The organism is Tritonibacter mobilis, from assembly GCF_001681715.1.
Lineage (GTDB): Bacteria > Pseudomonadota > Alphaproteobacteria > Rhodobacterales > Rhodobacteraceae > Epibacterium > Epibacterium mobile.
The window spans coordinates 1-22,729 of record NZ_LNWY01000022.1; the positions used below are offsets into that span (position 1 = coordinate 1).

The window sequence follows — 22,729 nt, forward strand, 5'->3', positions numbered from 1 at the left end:
TTGACGTGCGGTTTATTACGTTCAAACTTTTCCTTAGCCATGATGGCCTCCTTTTAGCTTTGGGAGGGAGCGCCGGCCGCGGCACTCCCCCAAATCGTCACGCTTATGCGTATTTCGCCTGGATCTCGTCAGAGATGTTCTGCGGGACCGGATCGTAATGCGAGAACTGCATCGTGAACTGCGCGCGGCCCGAGGACATGGAGCGCAGGGTGTTGATGTAGCCAAACATGTTCGCGAGCGGCACGTTTGCGTCGATCGCAATTGCGTTGCCGCGAGGCTCCTGACCGGACACCTGACCGCGACGGGAGGTCAGATCGCCGATGATACCGCCGGTGTATTCTTCCGGGGTGATCACTTCGACTTTCATGATCGGCTCGAGCAGTTTCGCGCCAGCTTTGCGCATGCCTTCACGCATACACATACGGGCTGCGATCTCAAACGCCAGAACGCTGGAGTCAACGTCGTGGAACTTACCGTCGATCAGGGCAACCTTGAAGTCGATCACGGGGAAGCCAGCGAGCGGGCCGCTGTCCATGACCGAGTTGATGCCTTTTTCAACACCGGGGATGTATTCCTTGGGAACCGAGCCGCCAACGATGCGGGACTCGAAGGAATAACCTTCACCAGCTTCTGTCGGCGAGATGATCATCTTCACCTCAGCGAACTGACCCGAACCACCCGACTGTTTCTTGTGGGTGTAGGTGTGCTCGACCTCGTGACCAATGGTCTCGCGGTAGGCAACCTGCGGGGCACCGATGTTGGCTTCGACTTTGAACTCGCGCTTCAGACGGTCCACCAGGATGTCCAGGTGAAGTTCGCCCATGCCCTTCATGATGGTCTGACCGGACTCGAGGTCGGTTTCGACTCGGAAGGACGGGTCTTCGGCAGCAAGACGTGCCAGACCTTGGGACATTTTCTCCTGGTCGCCCTTAGTTTTGGGCTCCACGGCGATCTCGATAACCGGATCCGGGAAGGTCATGGTTTCCAGAACCACCGGCTCCTTGGCGTCGCAGAGGGTGTCACCGGTGGTGGTGTCCTTCAGACCCGCCAGCGCGATGATGTCGCCTGCAAACGCTTCTTCGATCTCCTCGCGGTTGTTGGAGTGCATCATCATCATACGACCGATGCGCTCTTTCTTACCTTTGGTGGAGTTCAGGATGGAGTCGCCCTTGTTCAGCACGCCGGAGTAGATCCGGGTGAAGGTCAGGGAGCCAACGAAGGGGTCGTTCATGATTTTGAACGCAAGACCGGAGAAGGCCATGTCGTCGTCAGCACGACGTGCGATGTTACGAACTTCTTCTTCGTCGCCCGGCTTAAAGCCCATGTAATCAACAACGTCGAGCGGGCTCGGCAGGTAGTCGATCACAGCGTTAAGCAGCGGCTGAACACCTTTGTTCTTGAACGCGGAACCGCCCAGAACCGGAACGAAGGAGAGCGACAGCGTACCTTTACGCAGCAGGCTGCGCAGGGTCGCGACGTCGGGCTCTGCGCCGTCCATCAGGTAGTTTTCCATCGCGTCGTCGTCCATTTCGACGGCCGCTTCGATCATCTTGCCGCGCCATTCGTCAGCCATGTCTTTCAGGCTGTCGCGAATGTCGACCTGAATCCAGGACGCGCCGAGGTCTTCACCCTGCCACAGCCACTCTTTCATGGTGACCAGGTCGATGAGGCCTTCGAGCTCGTTCTCGGCGCCGATCGGGATACCAACCGGAACCGCGCGGGCGCCGGTGCGGTCTTCGATCATGCGAACGCAGTTGAAGAAGTCCGCGCCGATCTTGTCCATCTTGTTGACGAACACCATACGCGGAACCTTGTAGCGGTCAGCCTGACGCCACACGGTTTCGGTTTGGGGCTCAACACCAGCGTTGGCGTCGAGAACACAGACTGCACCGTCGAGAACCGCCAGCGAGCGCTCAACTTCGATGGTGAAGTCAACGTGGCCGGGCGTGTCGATGATGTTCAGACGGTGCTTCGGAGTGTCAGCGGTTTCGCCGTCTTCGGTGCGTTCCCAGAAGGTGGTGGTCGCAGCCGAAGTAATGGTGATGCCGCGTTCCTGCTCCTGCTCCATCCAGTCCATGGTGGCTGCACCGTCGTGCACCTCACCGATGTTGTGGGATTTGCCGGTGTAGAACAGGATGCGCTCGGAGCAGGTGGTTTTACCTGCATCGATGTGCGCCATGATACCGAAGTTACGGTAGCGGTCTAGCGGATAGTCGCGTGCCATATTGGATCAGCCTCTGAAGAGTTACCAGCGATAGTGCGAGAAGGCTTTGTTTGCCTCTGCCATCTTGTGAGTGTCTTCGCGCTTCTTAACGGCAGTACCCCGGCTTTGTACAGCATCGAGGAGTTCACCGGCGAGGCGTTCTTCCATTGTGTTCTCGTTGCGGCCGCGCGCAGCGGTGATCAGCCAGCGGATTGCCAGCGCTTCACGACGCTCGGGGCGCACTTCGACGGGAACCTGGTAGGTTGCACCACCCACACGACGCGAACGGACCTCAACGGAGGGTTTCACGTTGTCGAGAGCTTCGTGGAACACTTCCACGGGCGCGCGCTTGATCTTCGATTCAACGCGATCAAACGCGTTGTAAACGATGCGCTCTGCGACCGATTTTTTACCATCGATCATCAGGTTGTTCATGAATTTGGTGAGAACGCGGTCGCCGAACTTGGCGTCGGGCAGAACTTCGCGTTTTTCAGCAGCGTGACGACGGGACATCTATGCTTATCCTTCTTCTTACTTAGGACGCTTCGCGCCATACTTGGAGCGACGCTGCTTACGGTCTTTGACACCTTGGGTATCCAGAACACCACGCAGGATGTGGTAACGGACACCCGGAAGGTCTTTTACACGGCCGCCACGGATCAGAACCACGGAGTGTTCCTGAAGGTTGTGGGATTCACCGGGGATGTAGGAGATCACTTCGAAACCGTTGGTCAGGCGAACCTTCGCAACTTTCCGCATAGCGGAGTTCGGTTTCTTAGGTGTGGTGGTGTAGACGCGAGTACAAACGCCGCGCTTTTGCGGGCACTGCTCCAGGTGCATGGACTTGGAGCGTTTTACTTTCGGCTGACGCGGCTTGCGGATCAGCTGTTGGATCGTTGGCATTCCGGTTATTCCCCGTTTTGCAACACTATGTCATGCACGGCACGCGCCGTGCGGCGAGATCTTCAGCAGCGTCTGCGCAAACGCAAAAACCGCAAACGTTCCCATTCCGAGGTGAACGTCGCGGTGGGTTTACAGAGGGTCCGGGTGAAAAAAGTGCCCTGACCTTGAGCCACTACAGATATGAGTTCGGCGTAAGAGGGACTTCTCCCCCATGCCGGATAGCGCGCATATATTGAGAGTCGCAGAGCTTGTCAACACATGCCCCTGCTTGCAGACCTTGTCCGGCCGGGTTCGGCCCGCCATAGTCGCGCGTGTTTATTCATAAGGATTTCCAGTGATGCAAGTCATCGGGCTTTGTCGATTTTCCTATCCTGCCATCGGTGGCTTTCAAGTAGAGCACGAAGGCATCGAGGAGCGCATCGCTTTCCTCTACGGCGAAGCCCGCCTTGAAGAGCGCTTTCGTCTGTTTGAAACGGTCGCCCTGCCCTGTCTGCGCGCGCAGACAGATCCCGATTTCGATCTGATCATCGTCATTGGTGACAGCCTGCCCGCCCATCACGAGGCACGTCTTCGTGACCTCGTCGCGGGGATGCCGCAGGTGCGGATTGAAAAATACCCCCCATTGCCCCAGCGCGCTGTCATGAAGGACATTCTGAACAAGGCGCGCCGCGATCTGGACAAACCGTGCCTCCAGTTTCGATATGATGATGACGATGCAGTCTCGGTCGATTTCATCGAGCGGTTGCGCGGCACCATTTCAGACTGCCCCGGACTGGTCGCGCGTCATCGCAGCGTGGCGGTCGATTTCAATATGGGCTATGCGGCGGAGTTCGGGGCGAATGGGATTTCTGCCGCGGAAATTCACCGTCCCTATTTTGTCGCGGGTCTTGGCATGTATGTGCGTGGCGGCACTAAGCTCACCATCATGAATTTCGCCCATGAGAAGATCCTGCGCTTTATGCCCACCATCACGCTATCGGATGCGCCGATGTTTGTGCGTGGGCTGCATTCTTCCAATGACTCCCGGCAAAAGCGCGTAAAGCCCATCCCCGTGATGCCGCTCACGGTCGAGCAGGTCGCAGAGTTCGAGGCACGCTTTGCCATATCCGAGGCAGATGTGCGTCAGGTGTTTTCGGCCACCTGACGTTCGCGCAGCAACGTGAACAGGCCCGCCGCCACCACGATCCCAGCCCCAAGGAGCGTAAGACCGGAGGGAAATTCACCAAACACCAGCCAACCGAGCAGCAACGCCCAGACGAGTCCGGTATAGCGCAGCGGTGCTACGGCAGAGACTTCGCCAACGCGAATGGTCATCACCGCACAAAGATAGGCCAGCAAGATCAACACGGCGGTGGCAGACAGCAAGAGCCACTCGCGCCCACCCACCGGCTGCCAGCTCTCGCCGAAACCCAAACCAAGGCCAAACAGCATCACCGAGAACGCCGATAGAAATGTCACGGTGAGCGAGGGCACCGCCGGGGACATCTGCCGCGTTACCAGATCCCTGAGCGTCAGCAGCGCAACGGCCAGCAACGCATAAATCGTCGCCGGACCAAAATCCGCACCACCGGGGCGCACAATCAGCAGCATACCGATAAACCCAAGTGCGATGGCAAGGCTCCGCCGCCAGCCGACCGTTTCCCCGAGGAACAACGCCGCGCAGAGCGTCACGGTCAGCGGCAGCATTTGCAGCACCGCCGTGATATTCGCCAGAGGCATCTGCAACAGTGCGGACAGAAAGAAATAGGTCACAGCCATTTCGGTCGCGCATCGCGCCAGAACCAGCCCCCAGTCACGACGCGAGAGATCAAAGCGCAAGGCACCCATTGCGCGTGCGAGACACAGCAGCAGGACGCTCGCCATCACGCCCCGCACAGTCACGATCTGCCACAAAGGCACGGTTTCTCCCACCAGCTTGACCAATGTGTCGTTGATGGTGAAGAATGCCATGCTGCCCAGCATCAGGAGCGCGCCTTTCTGGTTCGGGCTCAACGATCCTGTCATGTCAGATCGCCTTAAGCGCACGAAGGCTCATGCCGAAATGGGTTTGCAGGTCTACATCAATCTCGGCCTCGGTCTGCCGCGCCGTCAGCCCCATCATTGCCGGGGTAGAATGGTTGTCACCGTGGACCGTCCGCAAAAAGGATGGAACGGCAATATCCGAAAACAGCGGATAATGCTGGGCAAACTTGCGGTGATTGTAGCGATAGGGATTGCCCTTGCCGGACACAGGCCGCACCAACGCGGTGCCCGCCGAGAGCGGCGCCCGTTCGCAACTGTCCACCACGACGGGTGGCTGGCCTTCTTCGCGAACAAGGTAGATGCCGCGATTAAAGGCGATGGCAAAAGGTGTCTCGGCGCTTGCCTGCAAGGGGAGAAGCCCCGCAGCCAGCCGTTTGCACCGGGCCACATAGCCGCCGTCCAATGCATCGTCATCATCAAGGCGAAACAGGATACGGTGGCTTTCGCCCTGTTCCGGAATCGCGCCATAGGCCTCTTTCAGGATTTGAAAGTGGTTCTCCGGCGCAAACTGCAACAGCCGCATATGATCGTGCGGGGCAAGCAACTCCTGTAGGCGTTTCAACACCGGTTGCGGCAGACGATCAGAGGTCGCCACCACCAAATGGAAATCGGCGTCCCCCTGCCGCACCAAGGAAGGCAGGCACAGCTTTTCAAACAGGTGCAGCCGCAGTGCCATGCGGTCGGGTGCAAAAATCGCCTCAGCGGCGGCGTCCAGATCCGGGTAGCGGTCTGCATTGAAGGTCGGAGTCAGCAGCGAGAAGCGGATGACCCCTACCATATTGAATGTTGCCGCCATCGCGTCGTCTCTCTCCCCCGGCCTTGACCACCAACAGAAACCACGCCCTCGCCCGCTTGCCAAGAGGCTTGGTGCACCGCCTGCCCGGCCCCGCGCGCGCAACGAAAAAGCCCCGCGTCACGGTGGACGCGGGGCTTTCTCAATTCAGCAACAAGCCGTCGGGCTTAGTCGCGGCTTTCCGGGGTTTCCACAAGGAAATCCGCATCCGCAACATCATCCGCCATCGGCGCTGCAAGGGCTGCTGCCGCTTCGGCCTCTTCGCGACGGGCCTCAAGGACCACATTGTCGCGCGAGGATGCGATGTGGCGCACCTGCTGGGTTGCACCACCGGTGCCCGCCGGGATCAGACGACCCACAATGACGTTTTCCTTCAGGCCGACCAGCTTGTCCTTCTTACCCTGCACAGAAGCCTCGGTGAGGACTCGTGTGGTCTCCTGGAAGGAGGCCGCGGAGATGAAGGAGCGGGTCTGCAGCGACGCCTTGGTGATACCAAGAAGGATCGGCTCGCCTTGTGCCGGGCGCTTGCCACGGCTGAGCGCCTTCTCGTTTGCCGCGTCGAACTCTTGCTTGTCGACGTGTTCGCCCTTGAGGAGCGTGGTCTCGCCGGAGTCGGAGATCTCCCACTTTTGCAGCATCTGGCGAACGATCACCTCGATGTGCTTGTCGTTGATCTTCACACCCTGCAGGCGATAAACGTCCTGCACTTCGTCGATCATGTAGTTCGCCAGAGCCTCGACACCCATGATGGACAGGATGTCATGCGGCGCCGGGTTGCCGTCCATGATGTAGTCGCCTTTTTGAACGAAGTCGCCCTCGACAACCGGGATGTGCTTGCCCTTGGGCACCATGTATTCCACGGCCTCCATGGACTCATCTGCCGGCTCGATGGAGATGCGACGCTTGTTCTTGTAGTCGCGACCAAAGCGCACGTAACCATCGATTTCTGCGATGATCGCGTGATCTTTCGGACGACGCGCCTCGAAGAGTTCGGCCACACGCGGCAGACCACCGGTAATGTCCTTCGTCTTCGCACCTTCACGCGGGATACGCGCAACAACGTCACCGGCTTCGATCTTCTGACCGTCTTCACAGGACAGGATCGCATCCACGGACATCGGATAGGTCAGCGGGTTGCCAAGGGAATTGCGGACCGGTTCGCCATCGTCACCCACAAGGATAATTTCCGGCTTCAGGTCAGAGCCCTTCGGTGCCGCACGCCAGTCGATCACGATCTTCTGGGTCATGCCGGTGGCATCGTCGGTTTCTTCGCGCACGGCCAGACCAGACACGAGGTCCACGTACTTCGCAGTACCCGGCTTTTCAGCGATGATCGGCAGGGTGTAGGGGTCCCACTCGAACAGTTTGTCGCCGCGCTTGACCTGCTGGCCTTCCTTGACGAACAGCTTGGTGCCGTAGCCCAGCTTGTGGCTGGAGCGCTCTTCACCGTGCTCGTCCTGAATGATCAGCTTCATGTTCCGGCCGATGGTCAGAACTTCGCCGTTGGCGTTGGTGAGCGTGTTCGTGTTCTCGAACACGATCTTGCCCTCTTGGGACGCCTCAAGGAAGGACTGCTGACCACCCTGTGCCACGCCGCCGATGTGGAAGGTCCGCATCGTCAGCTGGGTACCGGGTTCACCGATGGACTGCGCCGCGATGATGCCGACGGCCTCACCGGAGTTGACCATGGTACCGCGCGCAAGGTCACGGCCATAGCACATGGCGCAGACGCCCTCTTCGCTTTCACAGGTCAGCGGGCTGCGGATGCGCATGGACTGAACACCGGCTTCCTCGATCGCGTCCGCCATGCGTTCGTCGATCAACTGACCAGCGGCGACCACGATCTCTTCGGTGCCCGGACGTTTGACATCATCCGCGGCAACACGACCCAGAATACGCTCGCCGAGGGAGGCCACAACCTCACCATCATTCACCGCAGTCTCTGCAGTGATCGCACGTTCGGTACCACAGTCGTGCTCGCGCACGATGCAGTCCTGCGCCACGTCCACAAGACGACGGGTCAGGTAACCGGAGTTCGCCGTCTTAAGCGCCGTATCCGACAGACCCTTACGGGCACCGTGGGTGGAGTTGAAGTACTCCAGAACGGTCAGACCTTCTTTAAAGTTCGAGATAACCGGAGTCTCGATGATGTCGCCGTTCGGCTTTGCCATCAGACCACGCATCCCGCCCAGCTGACGCATCTGCGTCACGGAGCCACGCGCACCGGAGTGAGCCATCATGTAGACCGAGTTCGGTTCCATGTCGGAGCCGTCTTCTGCCTTTTTGACCGCCGAGATGGTGGACATCATGGCTTCGGTGAGCTTGTCGTTACACTTCGACCAGGCATCCACGACTTTGTTGTACTTTTCGCCCTGAGTGATCAGGCCGTCCATGTACTGCTGTTCAAAGTCTTTCACCTGATCGCGGGTGTCGTCGACGATGGTCCACTTGTTGTCAGGGATCACCATGTCGTCTTTACCGAACGAGATGCCCGCCTTGAACGCTTCGCGGAAGCCCATGGTCATGATCTGGTCACAGAAGATCACGGACTCTTTCTGACCGCAGTAACGGTAGACGGTGTCGATGACCTGCTGAACTTCGCGCTTGCGCAGCAGACGGTTCACCAGCTCAAACGGCGCCTTGGCGTTTTTCGGCAGCAAGGAGCCCAGACGGGCACGGCCCGGCGTGGTCTCAAAGCGTTGGAAGACCTCGTTGCCCTCTTCGTCGATCTGCGGAACCCGCACGGTGACTTTGGAGTGCAGATGCACAACACCAGCGTCCAGCGCGTGCTGAACTTCATCGAGGTTGCCGAAGACCATGCCTTCGCCCTTCATGCCTTCACGCGCCAGCGTGAGGTAGTAAAGGCCAAGAATCATATCCTGCGAGGGAACGATGATCGGCGCGCCGTTTGCAGGCGACAGAACGTTGTTCGTGGACATCATCAGGACGCGCGCTTCCAACTGGGCCTCAAGGCTCAGCGGGACGTGCACAGCCATCTGGTCACCGTCGAAGTCCGCGTTAAACGCCGAACAGACCAGCGGGTGCAGCTGGATCGCTTTACCTTCGATCAGCGTGGGTTCGAACGCCTGAATACCAAGACGGTGCAGCGTCGGTGCGCGGTTCAGCATCACCGGGTGCTCGCGGATCACCTCGTCGAGGATGTCCCAAACTTCCGGACGCTCTTTTTCAACGAGCTTCTTCGCCTGCTTCACGGTGGAGGACAGACCTTTGGCCTCCAGACGCGAGTAGATGAAGGGCTTGAAGAGTTCGAGCGCCATCTTCTTGGGCAAGCCACACTGATGCAGCTTCAGCTCGGGGCCGGTCACAATGACCGAACGACCGGAGAAGTCGACGCGTTTCCCCAAAAGGTTCTGACGGAAGCGACCTTGCTTACCCTTCAGCATGTCGGAGAGCGACTTCAGCGGGCGTTTGTTGGCACCGGTGATGACGCGACCACGACGGCCGTTGTCGAACAGAGCATCAACGGATTCCTGCAGCATCCGCTTTTCGTTGCGGACGATGATGTCAGGTGCGCGCAGCTCGATCAGACGCTTCAGACGGTTGTTCCGGTTGATCACACGACGATAGAGGTCGTTGAGGTCGGAGGTCGCAAAACGGCCACCATCCAGCGGAACCAGCGGACGCAGTTCCGGCGGGATAACCGGGATCACGGTCATGATCATCCACTCAGGACGGTTGCCCGACTCGAGGAAGGATTCCACGACTTTCAGACGCTTGATGATCTTCTTGGGCTTCAGCTCGCCGGTGGCCTCGGCCAGTTCGGCGCGCAGGTGCTCGGCTTCTGCCTCAAGATCAATCGCCGCCAGCATTTCGCGGATCGCTTCAGCACCGATATTGGCGGTGAAGGCGTCCATGCCATAGGCGTCTTGCGCGTCCATGTACTCTTCTTCGGTCATCATCTGGCCGTACTGCAGGTCGGTGAGACCCGGCTCGATGACAACATAGTTTTCAAAGTAGAGAACCCGTTCCAGATCACGCAGGGTCATGTCCAGCATGAGGCCGATCCGGGAAGGAAGCGACTTCAGGAACCAGATATGCGCAACAGGTGCCGCCAGTTCGATGTGGCCCATGCGCTCGCGGCGCACTTTTTGAAGGGTAACTTCAACACCACATTTCTCGCAGACAACGCCGCGATACTTCATGCGCTTATATTTGCCACAGAGACATTCGTAGTCTTTGATCGGGCCAAAGATGCGCGCGCAGAACAGGCCGTCACGCTCGGGCTTGAACGTACGGTAGTTGATGGTTTCCGGCTTTTTGATCTCGCCGTAGGACCACGAGAGGATCCGTTCCGGGCTGGCCAGCGACACCTTGATCTCGTCAAAGACCTTCGGCGGGGTCAGCGGGTTGAACGGGTTATTGGTGATTTCCTGGTTCATTTTGATACCTCAAATCTTGCGGAAGGGGGGACGTGGGGTGAGGGGAAGCCCCCTCACTCCTCAACCTCCGCATCCAGGAGTTCCATGTTCAGGCCGAGGCCACGGACTTCTTTAACCAGAACGTTGAACGATTCCGGTACGCCCGCTTCAAAGTTGTCCTCGCCCTTGACGATCGACTCATAGACCTTGGTCCGGCCAGCGACGTCATCCGATTTCACGGTGAGCATCTCTTGCAGGGTGTAGGCGGCGCCATAAGCTTCCAGAGCCCAGACTTCCATCTCACCAAAGCGCTGACCACCGAACTGCGCCTTACCACCGAGCGGCTGCTGGGTAACCAGCGAGTACGGACCGGTGGAACGGGCGTGGATTTTGTCGTCCACGAGGTGGTGCAGCTTCAAGAGATACTTGATGCCCACGGTCACCGGACGTGCGAACTGCTCACCCGTGCGGCCGTCGAACAGGATCGACTGACCGGACTGGTCAAAGCCCGCGCGCACCAGCGCGTCGTTGACGTCATCTTCTTTCGCACCGTCAAAGACCGGCGTTGCGATCGGCACACCACGGGTGACGTTGCCTGCGGCCTCGATGAGCTGGGTTTCGTCCATGGAAGAGATACCCTCTTCATAGACGTTCTCACCATAGGCTTCACGCATCGCATCACGCACAGGGGTCAGATCGCCAGTGCGGCGATAGTCCTGCAGTGCGTCGTCGATTTTCAGACCCAGACCGCGTGCGGCCCAACCCATGTGGGTTTCAAGGATCTGACCGACGTTCATGCGCGACGGCACGCCGAGCGGGTTAAGGCAGAAGTCTACCGGGGTACCATCTGCGAGGAATGGCATGTCCTCCATCGGCACCACGCGAGAGATAACACCTTTGTTCCCGTGACGACCCGCCATCTTATCGCCCGGCTGCAGCTTACGCTTCACGGCAATGAAGACTTTGACCATCTTCATCACACCCGGGGGCAGATCGTCGCCGCGACGGACTTTCTCGACCTTGTCCTCGAAACGGGCGTCCAGAGCACGTTTTTGTGCTTCGTACTGCTCGTTCAGGGCCTCAAGGATCTGAGCGTCCTGCTCTTCTTCCAGAGCAAGCATCCACCACTGACCACGGGTCAGCTGGTTGTCCAGCAGATCCTCGTCGATGACGGTGTTGCCGCGCACGCCTTTGGGGCCTTTGACGGCAGTTTTGCCGAGCAGAAGGTCACGCAGACGGGCGTAGATGTTGCGGTCCAGAATGCCGAGCTCATCGTCCCGGTCACGGGCCAGACGTTCGACTTCTTCACGCTCGATCTGCAGCGCACGTTCGTCTTTTTCGACGCCGTGACGGTTGAAGACGCGGACCTCAACAACGGTACCGTAGTCGCCCGGCTTCACGCGCAGCGAGGTGTCACGCACGTCGGAGGCTTTCTCACCAAAGATGGCGCGCAGCAGTTTTTCTTCCGGCGTCATCGGGCTTTCGCCCTTCGGTGTGATCTTGCCCACGAGGATATCGCCCGGCTCCACATCGGCACCGATGTAGACGATGCCCGCCTCGTCGAGGTTGCGCAGGGCCTCCTCACCGACGTTCGGGATATCGCGGGTGATTTCTTCCGGGCCGAGCTTGGTGTCACGGGCGGCGACTTCGAATTCCTCGATGTGGATCGAGGTGAAGACGTCGTCACGCGCGATACGCTCGGAGATCAGGATGGAGTCCTCATAGTTGTAACCGTTCCACGGCATAAACGCGACGACCACGTTCTTACCGAGCGCCAGTTCACCCATATCGGTGGAGGGACCATCTGCAATCACTTCGCCCTTCTCGACCGTCTGACCCACTTTCACCAGCGGACGCTGGTTGATGCAGGTGTTCTGGTTCGAGCGCTGGAATTTGCGCATGCGGTAGATGTCCACGCCTGCGTCGCCCAGCTCCAGATCGGAGGTTGCACGGATAACGATACGCTGAGCGTCGATCTGGTCGATCACGCCTGCGCGCTTCGCCATGATCGCCGCGCCAGAGTCGCGCGCCACGATTTCCTCGATACCGGTACCAACCAGCGGCGCTTCTGCGCGCAGCAGCGGAACCGCCTGACGTTGCATGTTCGAACCCATCAGAGCGCGGTTAGCATCGTCGTTCTCAAGGAACGGAATGAGCGAGGCCGCAACCGATACCAACTGTTTCGGCGACACGTCGATCAGGTCAACGCTCTCGTTCGGTGCCAGCGTGTAGTCACCCGACTGACGGGTGGACACGAGGTCGTTCACAAAGCGGTTGTCTTCATCAAGGTTCGCGTTCGCCTGCGCCACTGTGTGACGCATTTCCTCGGTGGCGGACATGTAGTGAACCTCATCGGTCACCTGTCCTTCTTTCACCACGCGATACGGGGTCTCGATGAAGCCGTATTTGTTCACGCGGGCAAAGGTCGCCAGCGAGTTGATCAGACCAATGTTTGGACCTTCCGGCGTTTCAATCGGACACATCCGGCCATAGTGGGTCGGGTGAACGTCGCGCACCTCAAAGCCGGCACGCTCGCGGGTCAGACCACCGGGGCCAAGCGCCGAGAGACGGCGTTTGTGGGTGACTTCCGACAGCGGGTTCGTTTGGTCCATGAACTGCGACAGCTGCGAGGAGCCGAAGAATTCACGCACAGCCGCGGCGGCAGGCTTGGCGTTGATCAGGTCCTGCGGCATCACGGTGTCGATCTCGACAGAGGACATACGCTCTTTGATCGCGCGCTCCATGCGCAACAGACCAACGCGGTACTGGTTCTCCATCAGTTCGCCAACGGAACGCACACGACGGTTGCCGAGGTGGTCGATGTCGTCGATGTCGCCCTTGCCATCGCGCAGTTCCACCAGCGCCTTGATGCAGGCGACGATGTCTTCTTTGCGCAGGGTACGCTGGGTGTCTTCTGCATCCAGAGCCAGACGCATGTTCATTTTCACGCGGCCAACGGCAGAGAGATCATAGCGCTCGCTGTCGAAGAACAGAGTGTCAAACAGCGCGGAGGCCGCTTCGACGGTGGGCGGCTCGCCCGGACGCATCACGCGGTAGATGTCCATGAGCGCGGTGTCGCGACCCATGTTTTTGTCTGCCGCCATGGTGTTGCGCATGTAGGGGCCGACGTTGACGTTGTCGATGTCCAGAACAGGAATGTCGGTGATACCCGCATCCAGCAGCTCTTTGACGGAACCACCGATGATTTCGCCGCCTTTGTCATACTCAAGGGTCAGCTCATCGCCAGCCTCGACGTAAATCGCGCCGTTTTCTTCGTTGATGATATCCTTAGCAACATATTTGCCAACGATATGCTCGAAGGGCACCAGAAGCTCGGTGATGGTGCCTTCGTCGATCATCTTCTTGACCGCGCGTGGGGTCACTTTCTTGCCCGCTTCGCAGATGATTTCGCCCGTGGCGGCATCTACGAGGTCGTAGGTCGGACGGGTGCCACGCACACGCTCGGGGAAGAAGGGCGTGACCCAGCCACGAGACTTCTCAAGCTTGAAGTCGACGGTGTTGTAATAGGCATCCATGATGCCTTCTTGGTCGAGACCCAGCGCATAAAGAAGCGTGGTCACCGGCAGTTTGCGGCGACGGTCGATGCGGGCAAAGACGATGTCTTTGGCGTCGAACTCAAAGTCGAGCCAGGAGCCGCGATACGGGATGATGCGGCAAGCAAACAGCAGTTTACCGGAAGAGTGGGTTTTGCCCTTGTCGTGGTCAAAGAACACACCCGGTGAGCGGTGCATCTGAGAAACGATCACACGTTCGGTGCCGTTCACGATGAACGTACCGTTCGGGGTCATCAGGGGCATATCGCCCATAAAGACATCTTGTTCCTTGATGTCTTTTACCGATTTCGCACCGGTGTCCTCATCGACATCGAACACGATCAGACGCAGCGTGACCTTCAGCGGTGCCGAATAGGTCATGTCGCGTTGCATACATTCGTCGACGTCGTACTTGGGACGCTCAAGCGCGTAGTTCACGAACTCCAGAACGGAGGTTTCGTTGAAGTCCTTGATCGGGAAAACCGATTGGAACACGCCTTTGATGCCTTCGCCGTCAAGCGGCTGAGGTTCATCGCCGGAGCGCAGGAAAAGATCATAAGAAGATTTTTGAACCTCAATGAGGTTCGGCATATCCAGCACTTCGCGGATCTTGCCGTAATATTTGCGAAGACGTTTCTGGCCAAGGAACGTTTGAGCCATGTCAGAGTTCACCTTTCAGAGTTCTCAACAAACAAGGCAGCCGCCGGGCCCCGGCACCTCATCCGTCAGAGACAGCGTGGTCTGGATCAATTCATGGCCACCGTCCCGAATGGCGACCTCCCGATCCAACGAACCTCGCCTGAGAAAAGGGCCACCCAAACGCGGGTGAAAAGGCCCCTTTCTGAGACAGGTTCAGCTGGACCCGGGTTTCCCCGGATCCAGCCAAATGATTTGAGGCCTATAGAGCAGAACTTCCCGCAGGAAATCCAGCCCGAATGTCCTCTATCGAAGGGCTTAAGCCAGTTCGACTTCGGCGCCAGCTGCTTCCAGCTTGCCTTTGATGTCTTCGGCTTCGTCTTTGGAAACGCCTTCTTTGATCTTGCCGCCGGCTTCGACCAGTTCTTTCGCTTCTTTGAGGCCCAGGCCGGTGATGCCGCGGACTTCTTTGATGACGTTGATTTTGGATGCGCCGGCGTTCTTCAGAACGACGTCGAATTCGGTTTTCTCTTCCTCAGCAGCTGCTTCGCCGCCTGCAGGACCAGCCATCATCACTGCGCCGCCAGCTGCGGGCTCGATGCCGTACTCGTCTTTGAGGATGGTTTTCAGTTCTTGTGCTTCCAGCAGGGTCAGACCAACGATGCTTTCCGCGAGTGCTTTCAGATCAGCCATTGTATTAGCTCTTTCCGTTTACAGATGTGTGTTCCAACGTGGGTAATATCACCCTACGCCAGTCATTAAGTGCCAACCGCTTACGCAGCTTCCGCCTTCTCTTCGATGGTCGAAAGAATGCTTGCGATGTTGCTTGCAGGTGCGCCAATTGCGCCGGCGATGTTGGAGGCCGGTGCGCCGATGCAGCCAACGATGGAAGCAATGAGCTCCTCGCGGGACGGCATTTTCGACACGGCTTCAACGCCTGCGCGGTCAAGAGCGTTCTCGCCCATTGCACCGCCAAGGATTTCGAACTTCTTGTTCTCCTTGGCGAAGTCCTCGGCCACCTTGGCTGCTGCCACGGGATCCTCGGAATAGGTCAGAACGGTCATCCCTGTCAGCAGGTCAGCCATGTTTTCACACGGTTTACCCTCGAGGGCGATTTTGGCGAGCCTGTTTTTGGCAACACGCACGGAGCCGCCCGCGTCACGAGCACGTGCGCGAAGGTCCTGCATCTCGGCAACTGTCAGACCGGTGTAGTGGGCTACGACCACCACGCCAGAGCTTTCGAAGATCTGGCCGAGTTCCTCGACCACTTTCTCTTTCTGGGCTCTATCCACAGTTCTCTCCAAATTAGGGGCAGATGCCCCGGCTCATTTTCTGCCACACCTCGAAAGGTATGGCGGTCAAGTCCGTTTTACGGGGTTTCAGCCAAAGTCGCCCGAGAGTCGAAAAACCCTCGATCTTTCATTGGTCCTACCCGTCTCAGGAGGGAAATTAAGGCCCGATCGACAGGCCACCCACCATCTTGGACGAAAAGGAGAAAAGCGCACGACGAATCGCACGCTTTGCTCCGTGGAGGCTACATAATCCTGCGGGTCACAATTTCCAACCCCTAAACGACACATCAACCCATCGGGTATGTGTCATCCAGGCGTGGCGATGCGCTCCAGATCGATGTCGAATTCTCGCTGCACCAGCGCGGTCAAATCCCACTCGAGCCGCAACAGCGCATCCTCTCGTTCCAGATGCGCCACCTGATCAGGGCGAAGCGCATGAAGGCGAGAGAACAGATCCCGCAACTCCGTTTCGCTTTGTGAGGAAGCCAGTGCCGCCTCAATGCGCTCTGTCAGCGGATCGGTAAAGCCGCGCGACCCGCAGCGCCATGCCAGCTTGTTGCACCAGATTTCAAAATCGGCCCCGATCATGTGCAGCAAATGCGCGCCATCATGGTGATCGAGCAGAACCTCTTCTCCGGCCTCCACGCTGCCAGCGCGCGGCCAATGTTGGCGCAGCTGCAATCCCGCAACACCGCACCGCGCGAAGGATTTCCCTTGCGGATGCCCCACCAGACCGGACCGTTTGGGGCCAAAAAGTTTCGCATCCGTGCCGTAGACCGATTTGCGTACATCATAAGCCATGGGGCGACGGAACAAGGTCTCGCCCACCCCTTCGGGCGCAATCACACGCTCTGCTGTGATGACCCGGATCGACAGCGCCTGCCCGCCTTCTTGCTGCAGCACATCCGCTACACCGCGCCCCTCGAAATACATGAATTCATCCGCATCGACGTTCAGCAGCCAGCCGTCGGAATATTGCCCATAGATCCATGTCAGCGCTGCATTCTGGCGTTTGACAAATGCGCTCTCGGCTGTGAGGCCAAGCGATTGCCAAAATGCCGGGGTGCAGGGAATGCAACGCACGCGAGGATGTTCGGAGAGGGCTTCAATCGCTGGATCATCGGGATTGTCAAAACAGATCGTCAGCTCGTCAGCACCCAGCGCGAGATACCACGCGCAGAACTTCAGAACCTCTTTGAGAGGTTCATTCATGATGGCGCCCACGCGCCAAACCTGCGTTACAGTTGGTGCCATTTCCGCACTCATTTCACTCGTCATTTTGCCAATCAGCACTTTCTGCCCGATCGCCCTATCGGCGCCGGATACCTTGCCGATTTCTCACTATACGGAGATCTTGCGCAAAAAAAGGCGACACCGAAGTGCCGCCTTTCTTTTCTCAAACATGGAAGGGTCCGATTACTCGGAAACTGCACCGTCCACGTCAAGTGTCACGCCCGGGCCCATGGTGGAGGACAGGACGATCTTTTTCATGTAGGCGCCTTTGGCACCGGTCGGCTTCGCTTTGGCCACTGCGGACACAAATGCGCGCACGTTTTCAGCCAGTTTGGCTTCGTCGAAGGACGCTTTGCCAACGCCTGCGTGCACAACGCCGCCTTTTTCAGCTTTAAACTGAACTTCGCCGCCCTTGGCTGCTTCCACGGCCGCTTTCACGTCCATGGTCACGGTGCCAACTTTGGGGTTCGGCATCAGGTTGCGCGGGCCGAGGATCTTACCCAGACGACCGACGACGGGCATCATGTCCGGGGTTGCGATGCAGCGATCAAATTCGATGGTGCCGCCCTGGATGGTTTCCATCAGGTCTTCTGCGCCAACGATGTCCGCGCCAGCGGCCTGAGCTTCTTCAGCTTTGGGGCCACGTGCGAACACGGCAACACGCATGGTTTTGCCGGTGCCGTTGGGCAGGCCAACAACGCCGCGCACCATCTGGTCTGCGTGACGGGTATCAACACCGAGGTTCATCGCAATTTCGACGGTTTCATCGAATTTGGTGTTGGCGTTTGCCTTCACCAGTGCGACGGCTTCCTCGATCGTGAGGTTCGATTTGCCTGCGAAGGCTTCGCGCGCTGCGCGGGTACGTTTACCGAGCTTTGCCATCTTACTTCACCTCGATGCCCATGGAGCGGGCGGAGCCCAGGATGATCTGCATCGCGGCGTCGATGTCGTTCGCGTTCAGATCTTTCATCTTCGCTTCGGCGATCTCTTTCACCTGAGCGGCAGTGACGGTGCCTGCGGTCTCACGGCTCGGGTTATTCGCGCCGGATTTAATCTTTGCAGCCTTCTTCAGGTAGTAAGACGCGGGCGGCGTCTTGATGTCCATGGTGAAGGACTTGTCCTGATAGTAGGTGATCACGGTCGGGCACGGAGCGCCGGGCTCCATGTCTGCGGTCTTGGCGTTGAACGCCTTGCAGAATTCCATGATGTTGATGCCGCGCTGACCCAGCGCCGGACCGACCGGCGGGGATGGGTTTGCCTGACCTGCAGGAACCTGCAGTTTCATCGAACCAACAAGCTTCTTAGCCATGTGGTTGTCTCCTTTTCAACAGCTTTTGGGCGCGCCCAAGAGCTCTTTTACGTTGCGTGGTTCGACCCATCGCGTCGCGACGCTTGGGCCTCCCACAAGAATCACGCCCGGTTAAGGAACCGGACAGATTGGCGGCTGATACGCCCCCTTGCTGCAGGAATCAACCCCCGGCGCTGCGCTTTGCGCCTTGATCATGCGCATCATGCGCCGCAAGGGCTGCGGCGTACCAGCTCTGTGCCACCTGCGCCCATGGAAACGCGGCCTCAGCCTTAATCCGCGCCGCTTTTGACAGAGCCTCGGCGCGTTCCGGCTGTTGCGTCAACTCTACAATCGCGGCGGCCAAGTCCCGCACCACCTGTGCCGGATCATGGGCCTCGACGAACAACGCCTCTTCATCTGTGGCTAGCCCAAGCGGGCCGCCCCAGCGCAACGGCACCACCGGCAGGCCAATGGCCATGCATTCCTGCACAATAATGCCATTGGCCTCCTTGAGGCTTGGGAACAGCAGCGCACGATATTGGCCCAACTCCTGCGACAGATCCTCATGCGCGAGCCAGCCTGCAAATGTCACCCGCTCAGAGAGACCCAGATCCCGCACCAAAGCCTCCAGCGCGGCACGTTGCGGCCCATCCCCATATAGCGTGAGCCGCGCCTCCTGTGGGGCTTGAGACAGCGCACGAATAGCCAGATCCGCCCCCTTGTAGGGCACCATGCGGCCGATCCAAACAAAATGCGCCGGGTTTTCAGCCGGGCACACACGGGGACGCGCAAAGAGGTCATCGCTAAGCCCCGCATCCCAAACATCCCGCATCCGAGCCTCGGGACAGCCCGCCCAGCCCAATGCCTCTCGCGTGCGCACATAGCCCGAAACCAACACCGTGTCGGCGCGCACAAACTGGCGAGAGACCAGCCCCAGAGCCTTTTGCAGAGGGCGATAGATGCGCTGCTGCAGTCGCAGGCTTTTTTCCGCGAGATGCTGGAACCCTTGTGGATAGAAGATATTGCCCGAAAGCGGCCCGATCACATAGCGATAGCCCTTTGGTGGGAAACGCTGCTCCACCGGTGAGATCGGACATAAGTAATGGATCACCACCTGTGCGGGATCAAAGCCGCGACAGATCCGGGCGACCTCGACATGGAAGAAACCGTTCACAAACCGCGCCAGACCCGGCGTGCGCCAGCAGGTTTTCATCATGGCACTGTCGCGCACATAGATCACCCGATCCGCTGGCAGCTCCCCGGCCAAGGCATCACGGCAGCGCTCATGGGTGATGAGGGTGGCGTCGCGACCATCCGCCAGCAGTTGCTGCATGTATTGCAGCGCCTTCATCGCCTCGCCCCCCATCGTCTGGGCAGCGTTGGTCGACACGACGAGCAATTTCATGGGCGCATAACTCCAGTGAACAAAACAAAATCGGCCCCACTCTAGGGGCCGATCGTCAGGTTCCCAATGGGAAATGCGATGCAATGTCCGGCATGTCTGCCGAAACAGGCGTGGATTACACCTGTTTGGTGACCTGCGTGAAGTCCAGCTCCACCGGGGTCTCGCGACCAAAGATCGACACGGTGACCTTGAGTTTCTGGTTCTCGTCGTCCACGCCCTCGACCATACCGTCGAAATCCTCGAACGGGCCGTCGTTGACTTTGACCTTCTCACCCACCTCGAAGGAAATGAGCGTGCGCGGTGCCTCAACACCTTCTTCGACGCGGCCAAGGATGCCCTGCACCTCAGCGTCGCGCATCGGCATCGGGCGACCTTGCGGGCCGAGGAAGCCAGTGACGCGGTTGATGGAGGAAATCAGGTGATAGCCCTGATCGGACATCTCCATATGCACCAGCACGTAGCCCGGCATGAAGCGGCGCTCGGTCGAGACTTTTTTGCCACGACGAATTTCGATCACTTCCTCAGTGGGAACCAGAACCTCGTCGATCTCGTCCTCAAGACCCTGCTCCACGACTGCGGTGCGAATCTGTTCTGCGATTTTCTTTTCGAAGTTCGAAAGAACGCTGACCGAATACCACCGTTTCGCCATGAACCTGCTCGTCCTTCTTGTTCCCTGCGGGCCTGTGCCGCGAAATATCTCCGTGCAGCCATTGGCTGCGGTCCAACAAAAATCGGCGTGCGAATCGCCGCACGCCTCATCCAGTATCGGCTGAACTATCCCTCTGAGCAGGCAAGATCAAGAGGCAACGGCGCCACAACAGCTGCAGCGCATCAAATGCCTATCTTAGCCAAAGATCCCGTAGATGCCGCTCAGACCGGTGCGGATCAGCAGATCCACCACTGCAAAGAACGCCGCAGCCAGTGCCGCCATGATGAACACCATGACCGTGGTCAGCAGAACCTCGCGGCGAGTCGGCCAGACAACCTTGCTGACTTCTGCGCGCACCTGCTGGATGAACTTAACGGGATTGATGGTGGCCATAGGGCTCTCGCACTCTCTCTTGTCGACTAGGAGGGCGATCTACCCGAGAGCGGTGGCAAATTCAAGGCCCGCCGCTCGGATGGAGCGCATCTGCGGTCAATTCGTTGAAGTATCTGGCAACATCGGAAAAAAATCACAAGCGCCCAGCATAGAGATGATGGATCGCGGTGAATTTTCTGGTGTTCTTGATTTTAATGGCAGGGGCAGCAGGGTTCGAACCCGCGACCTACGGTTTTGGAGACCGTCGCTCTACCAACTGAGCTATACCCCTGTGGTGCGGCGTTCCTAAGCGAGTGCGTGAGAGGACGCAAGAGAGAAGTTCGCATTTTTGCACTTGCCAGCACACGCGCGGATCAATGACCGCAGGTATCATACCGCGCATCCCGGAATTAAGGGCGATGTCAGCACCGATTCCGTCTCTGGTTTATGCCGAAAACAGACCCGTCGCCTTTTGCTTGAGGCGGTACGCCCAGCGCCGCACGAAAGGCCAGCGCGGGCCAAAATCGCCGTCCACCATTGTTTTGACCAGAGGCTCGACACGCTCAGCGGGAAACTCCAGCTCCTGTTGGGCGGCGTAGCGGTCGAACATGGCTTCAGCTGGAACAACGTCCTCCCACGGTGCGCCAAAGTGTTCTGCGGCGACCGCTGCGGTTTGACGGGAAACTCTGTGACGTATTTTCTCGGCATATGCGTTGTCACAGCCAACAAAACCCGTCTCAAACCCCTCAAGTCTGGTCAAGACAGACTTAAACTCCAGACGCCTGCGGCGGCGCTCCGGTGCAGTGATGTCAGAGGGCAAACGCGCATATATTTCCCGAGCGACATGGATCGCAAATGGGCCCATGCTTGGGTTTTGAACAGAAATTGCCTGTGGCTGGCATCGATCAATTTCTTCGCTCGAACGACCCATCGCCTCCAGAAACACATATTCCAACGCCTTGCTGTCGCGACGAAAGGGCAAAGCAATCACCGGTGCAGCAGAGGCGAAAAACTCTATGCGTTCCGCATAGTTGCAATACCCCTGGTTGAGCTTTTCCTCTGCGTAGTCCTCAAAAGAGCAGCCTGCATTAAAGCGTTTGACCGCCTGAACATAGAGAGAGTTCAGATAGGCGGGTGGATCGCGCAGAAAGGTAATGAACTTTGTCTGCAACCCAAGGTCGGCAAAGAAGCGCACTAAGCGCCTGACGTGTTCTGGCGCCTTCATCCGGTCACTGAAGGTTTCCGAAGAGATCACCACATCGCCCGAGGTTTCCGCAACAGTGTCTGCAAGCTGCGCCCATGACTCGGTCTCGGACAATGTGTCAGGTGCGGTGCGCGCCTCTAGCGCCAGCACTTTATGTGCAGCATCTTTTGGCGTCAGGCCTATGTCGGGATACACGATCCCAAGTTGTGCGAGCGTATTTGCATTCTTGCGCATCCAGCTTTGCAGATAGGTCGTGCCAGTCTTGTGCGTACCGATATGGACATATGCTGTGCGAGGCAAAAAATCGTCTTTCCGTTTTCACGTCCACCAGAAGACCAATGTGGCGATCTGGCGAAAACACCCATTTTTCATGTGTATGCACAGCCTTGAGCACCGAGGCAAGGCATCCCGGCGCGAAGGCCCAAAACGCGCAAAAACATGAGAAAAGGGCCTCCCGTTGGGAGGCCCTTTCTATTGTCACCCGCCGTTTAAATCAGGCGAGGCCCATCGCTTACGCGAGGATCTTGGACACAACGCCCGCGCCAACGGTGCGGCCGCCTTCGCGGATCGCAAAGCGCAGACCGTCTTCCATCGCGATCGGGGCGATCAGTTCAACTTCGAACTTCAGGTTGTCGCCCGGCATCACCATCTCGGTGCCGGCAGGCAGAGTCACGGTGCCGGTCACGTCGGTGGTGCGGAAGTAGAACTGCGGACGGTAGTTCGCAAAGAACGGCGTGTGACGGCCACCTTCTTCTTTGGTGAGGATATACGCCTCAGCCTCGAATTTGGTGTGCGG

18 protein-coding genes and 1 tRNA gene are annotated in these 22,729 nt (G+C 58.4%); 1 reads left to right on the top strand and 18 read right to left on the bottom strand.

Features of this window, described 5'->3' with window-relative positions; all coding sequences use genetic code 11:
• Window positions 1-103: 103 nt before the first annotated feature.
• Genes fusA through rpsL form a run of 3 tightly spaced genes read right to left on the bottom strand, consistent with a single transcriptional unit; the run spans window position 104 to window position 3,106 of the window.
• The gene (gene fusA, locus UB90_RS19320; RefSeq protein ID WP_005621092.1) at window positions 104-2,224 is read right to left on the bottom strand and encodes an elongation factor G; all 2,121 of its coding nucleotides are present in this window, start codon (window positions 2,222-2,224) and stop codon (window positions 104-106) included.
• A gap of 21 nt (window positions 2,225-2,245) precedes the next feature.
• Complete coding sequence (gene rpsG, locus UB90_RS19325) at window positions 2,246-2,716, bottom strand: 30S ribosomal protein S7 (RefSeq protein WP_005621089.1); 471 nt, start codon at window positions 2,714-2,716, stop codon at window positions 2,246-2,248.
• An 18-nt stretch (window positions 2,717-2,734) separates the two neighbouring features.
• Entirely contained in the window at window positions 2,735-3,106 is a 372-nt protein-coding gene (gene rpsL, locus UB90_RS19330) for a 30S ribosomal protein S12 (RefSeq protein ID WP_005621086.1), read from the bottom strand.
• A 337-nt stretch (window positions 3,107-3,443) separates the two neighbouring features.
• Here rpsL and UB90_RS19335 point away from each other — a divergent pair, with 337 nt between their 5' ends.
• A complete protein-coding gene (locus UB90_RS19335) occupies window positions 3,444-4,250 on the top strand; it encodes a putative rhamnosyl transferase (RefSeq protein WP_065327045.1) in 807 nt (268 codons plus the stop codon).
• Here the strand turns inward: UB90_RS19335 and UB90_RS19340 are convergent.
• From UB90_RS19340 to UB90_RS19410, 15 genes are all read right to left on the bottom strand, one after another.
• Entirely contained in the window at window positions 4,229-5,110 is an 882-nt protein-coding gene (locus tag UB90_RS19340) for a DMT family transporter (protein ID WP_065327044.1), read from the bottom strand. The two genes, UB90_RS19335 and UB90_RS19340, sit on opposite strands and share 22 nt — an antisense overlap.
• A gap of 1 nt (window position 5,111) precedes the next feature.
• Complete coding sequence (locus UB90_RS19345) at window positions 5,112-5,924, bottom strand: glycosyltransferase (protein ID WP_065327043.1); 813 nt, start codon at window positions 5,922-5,924, stop codon at window positions 5,112-5,114.
• 164 nt (window positions 5,925-6,088) lie between these two features.
• Window positions 6,089-10,321, bottom strand: coding sequence for a DNA-directed RNA polymerase subunit beta' (gene rpoC, locus UB90_RS19350; protein ID WP_009176501.1), 4,233 nt, complete (start codon window positions 10,319-10,321; stop codon window positions 6,089-6,091).
• Window positions 10,322-10,374: 53 nt separating this feature from the next.
• A complete protein-coding gene (gene rpoB, locus UB90_RS19355; RefSeq protein WP_065327042.1) occupies window positions 10,375-14,514 on the bottom strand; it encodes a DNA-directed RNA polymerase subunit beta in 4,140 nt (1,379 codons plus the stop codon).
• Window positions 14,515-14,808: 294 nt separating this feature from the next.
• Window positions 14,809-15,183: a 50S ribosomal protein L7/L12 gene (rplL, locus tag UB90_RS19360; protein WP_005621055.1), complete on the bottom strand. Its 375-nt coding sequence runs from the start codon at window positions 15,181-15,183 to the stop codon at window positions 14,809-14,811.
• Window positions 15,184-15,263: 80 nt separating this feature from the next.
• Window positions 15,264-15,782, bottom strand: a complete 519-nt coding sequence (gene rplJ, locus UB90_RS19365) for a 50S ribosomal protein L10 (RefSeq protein ID WP_005621052.1) — start codon at window positions 15,780-15,782, stop codon at window positions 15,264-15,266.
• Window positions 15,783-16,088: 306 nt separating this feature from the next.
• Window positions 16,089-17,036, bottom strand: a complete 948-nt coding sequence (locus UB90_RS19370; protein WP_065327041.1) for a glycosyltransferase family 2 protein — start codon at window positions 17,034-17,036, stop codon at window positions 16,089-16,091.
• Window positions 17,037-17,198: 162 nt separating this feature from the next.
• Complete coding sequence (rplA, locus tag UB90_RS19375; protein ID WP_005621045.1) at window positions 17,199-17,897, bottom strand: 50S ribosomal protein L1; 699 nt, start codon at window positions 17,895-17,897, stop codon at window positions 17,199-17,201.
• 1 nt (window position 17,898) lies between these two features.
• Window positions 17,899-18,324, bottom strand: a complete 426-nt coding sequence (gene rplK / locus UB90_RS19380; protein ID WP_009176390.1) for a 50S ribosomal protein L11 — start codon at window positions 18,322-18,324, stop codon at window positions 17,899-17,901.
• Window positions 18,325-18,484: 160 nt separating this feature from the next.
• Window positions 18,485-19,708: a glycosyltransferase family 4 protein gene (locus UB90_RS19385; RefSeq protein ID WP_065327040.1), complete on the bottom strand. Its 1,224-nt coding sequence runs from the start codon at window positions 19,706-19,708 to the stop codon at window positions 18,485-18,487.
• A gap of 115 nt (window positions 19,709-19,823) precedes the next feature.
• A complete protein-coding gene (gene nusG, locus UB90_RS19390; RefSeq protein ID WP_005621026.1) occupies window positions 19,824-20,357 on the bottom strand; it encodes a transcription termination/antitermination protein NusG in 534 nt (177 codons plus the stop codon).
• Between the two features lie 195 nt (window positions 20,358-20,552).
• Complete coding sequence (secE, locus tag UB90_RS19395) at window positions 20,553-20,750, bottom strand: preprotein translocase subunit SecE (RefSeq protein WP_005621023.1); 198 nt, start codon at window positions 20,748-20,750, stop codon at window positions 20,553-20,555.
• Between the two features lie 195 nt (window positions 20,751-20,945).
• Window positions 20,946-21,021, bottom strand: a tRNA-Trp gene (locus UB90_RS19400).
• Window positions 21,022-21,174: 153 nt separating this feature from the next.
• Window positions 21,175-22,233, bottom strand: coding sequence for a hypothetical protein (locus UB90_RS19405; protein ID WP_065327039.1), 1,059 nt, complete (start codon window positions 22,231-22,233; stop codon window positions 21,175-21,177).
• 211 nt (window positions 22,234-22,444) lie between these two features.
• The coding region (locus UB90_RS19410) for an EF-Tu C-terminal domain-related protein (protein ID WP_456293453.1) at window positions 22,445-22,729 on the bottom strand (285 nt) is incomplete at its 5' end.

Bases quoted from the DNA above. Each gene is read 5' to 3' on its own strand.
- fusA (WP_005621092.1), bottom strand. From the start codon at position 2,224: ATGGCACGCGACTATCCGCTAGACCGCTACCGTAACTTCGGTATCATG.
- rpsG (WP_005621089.1), bottom strand. From the start codon at position 2,716: ATGTCCCGTCGTCACGCTGCTGAAAAACGCGAAGTTCTGCCCGACGCC.
- rpsL (WP_005621086.1), bottom strand. From the start codon at position 3,106: ATGCCAACGATCCAACAGCTGATCCGCAAGCCGCGTCAGCCGAAAGTA.
- UB90_RS19335 (WP_065327045.1), top strand. From the start codon at position 3,444: ATGCAAGTCATCGGGCTTTGTCGATTTTCCTATCCTGCCATCGGTGGC.
- UB90_RS19340 (WP_065327044.1), bottom strand. From the start codon at position 5,110: ATGACAGGATCGTTGAGCCCGAACCAGAAAGGCGCGCTCCTGATGCTG.
- UB90_RS19345 (WP_065327043.1), bottom strand. From the start codon at position 5,924: ATGGCGGCAACATTCAATATGGTAGGGGTCATCCGCTTCTCGCTGCTG.
- rpoC (WP_009176501.1), bottom strand. From the start codon at position 10,321: ATGAACCAGGAAATCACCAATAACCCGTTCAACCCGCTGACCCCGCCG.
- rpoB (WP_065327042.1), bottom strand. From the start codon at position 14,514: ATGGCTCAAACGTTCCTTGGCCAGAAACGTCTTCGCAAATATTACGGC.
- rplL (WP_005621055.1), bottom strand. From the start codon at position 15,183: ATGGCTGATCTGAAAGCACTCGCGGAAAGCATCGTTGGTCTGACCCTG.
- UB90_RS19370 (WP_065327041.1), bottom strand. From the start codon at position 17,036: ATGGCACCAACTGTAACGCAGGTTTGGCGCGTGGGCGCCATCATGAAT.
- rplA (WP_005621045.1), bottom strand. From the start codon at position 17,897: ATGGCAAAGCTCGGTAAACGTACCCGCGCAGCGCGCGAAGCCTTCGCA.
- rplK (WP_009176390.1), bottom strand. From the start codon at position 18,324: ATGGCTAAGAAGCTTGTTGGTTCGATGAAACTGCAGGTTCCTGCAGGT.
- UB90_RS19385 (WP_065327040.1), bottom strand. From the start codon at position 19,708: ATGAAATTGCTCGTCGTGTCGACCAACGCTGCCCAGACGATGGGGGGC.
- nusG (WP_005621026.1), bottom strand. From the start codon at position 20,357: ATGGCGAAACGGTGGTATTCGGTCAGCGTTCTTTCGAACTTCGAAAAG.
- secE (WP_005621023.1), bottom strand. From the start codon at position 20,750: ATGGCCACCATCAATCCCGTTAAGTTCATCCAGCAGGTGCGCGCAGAA.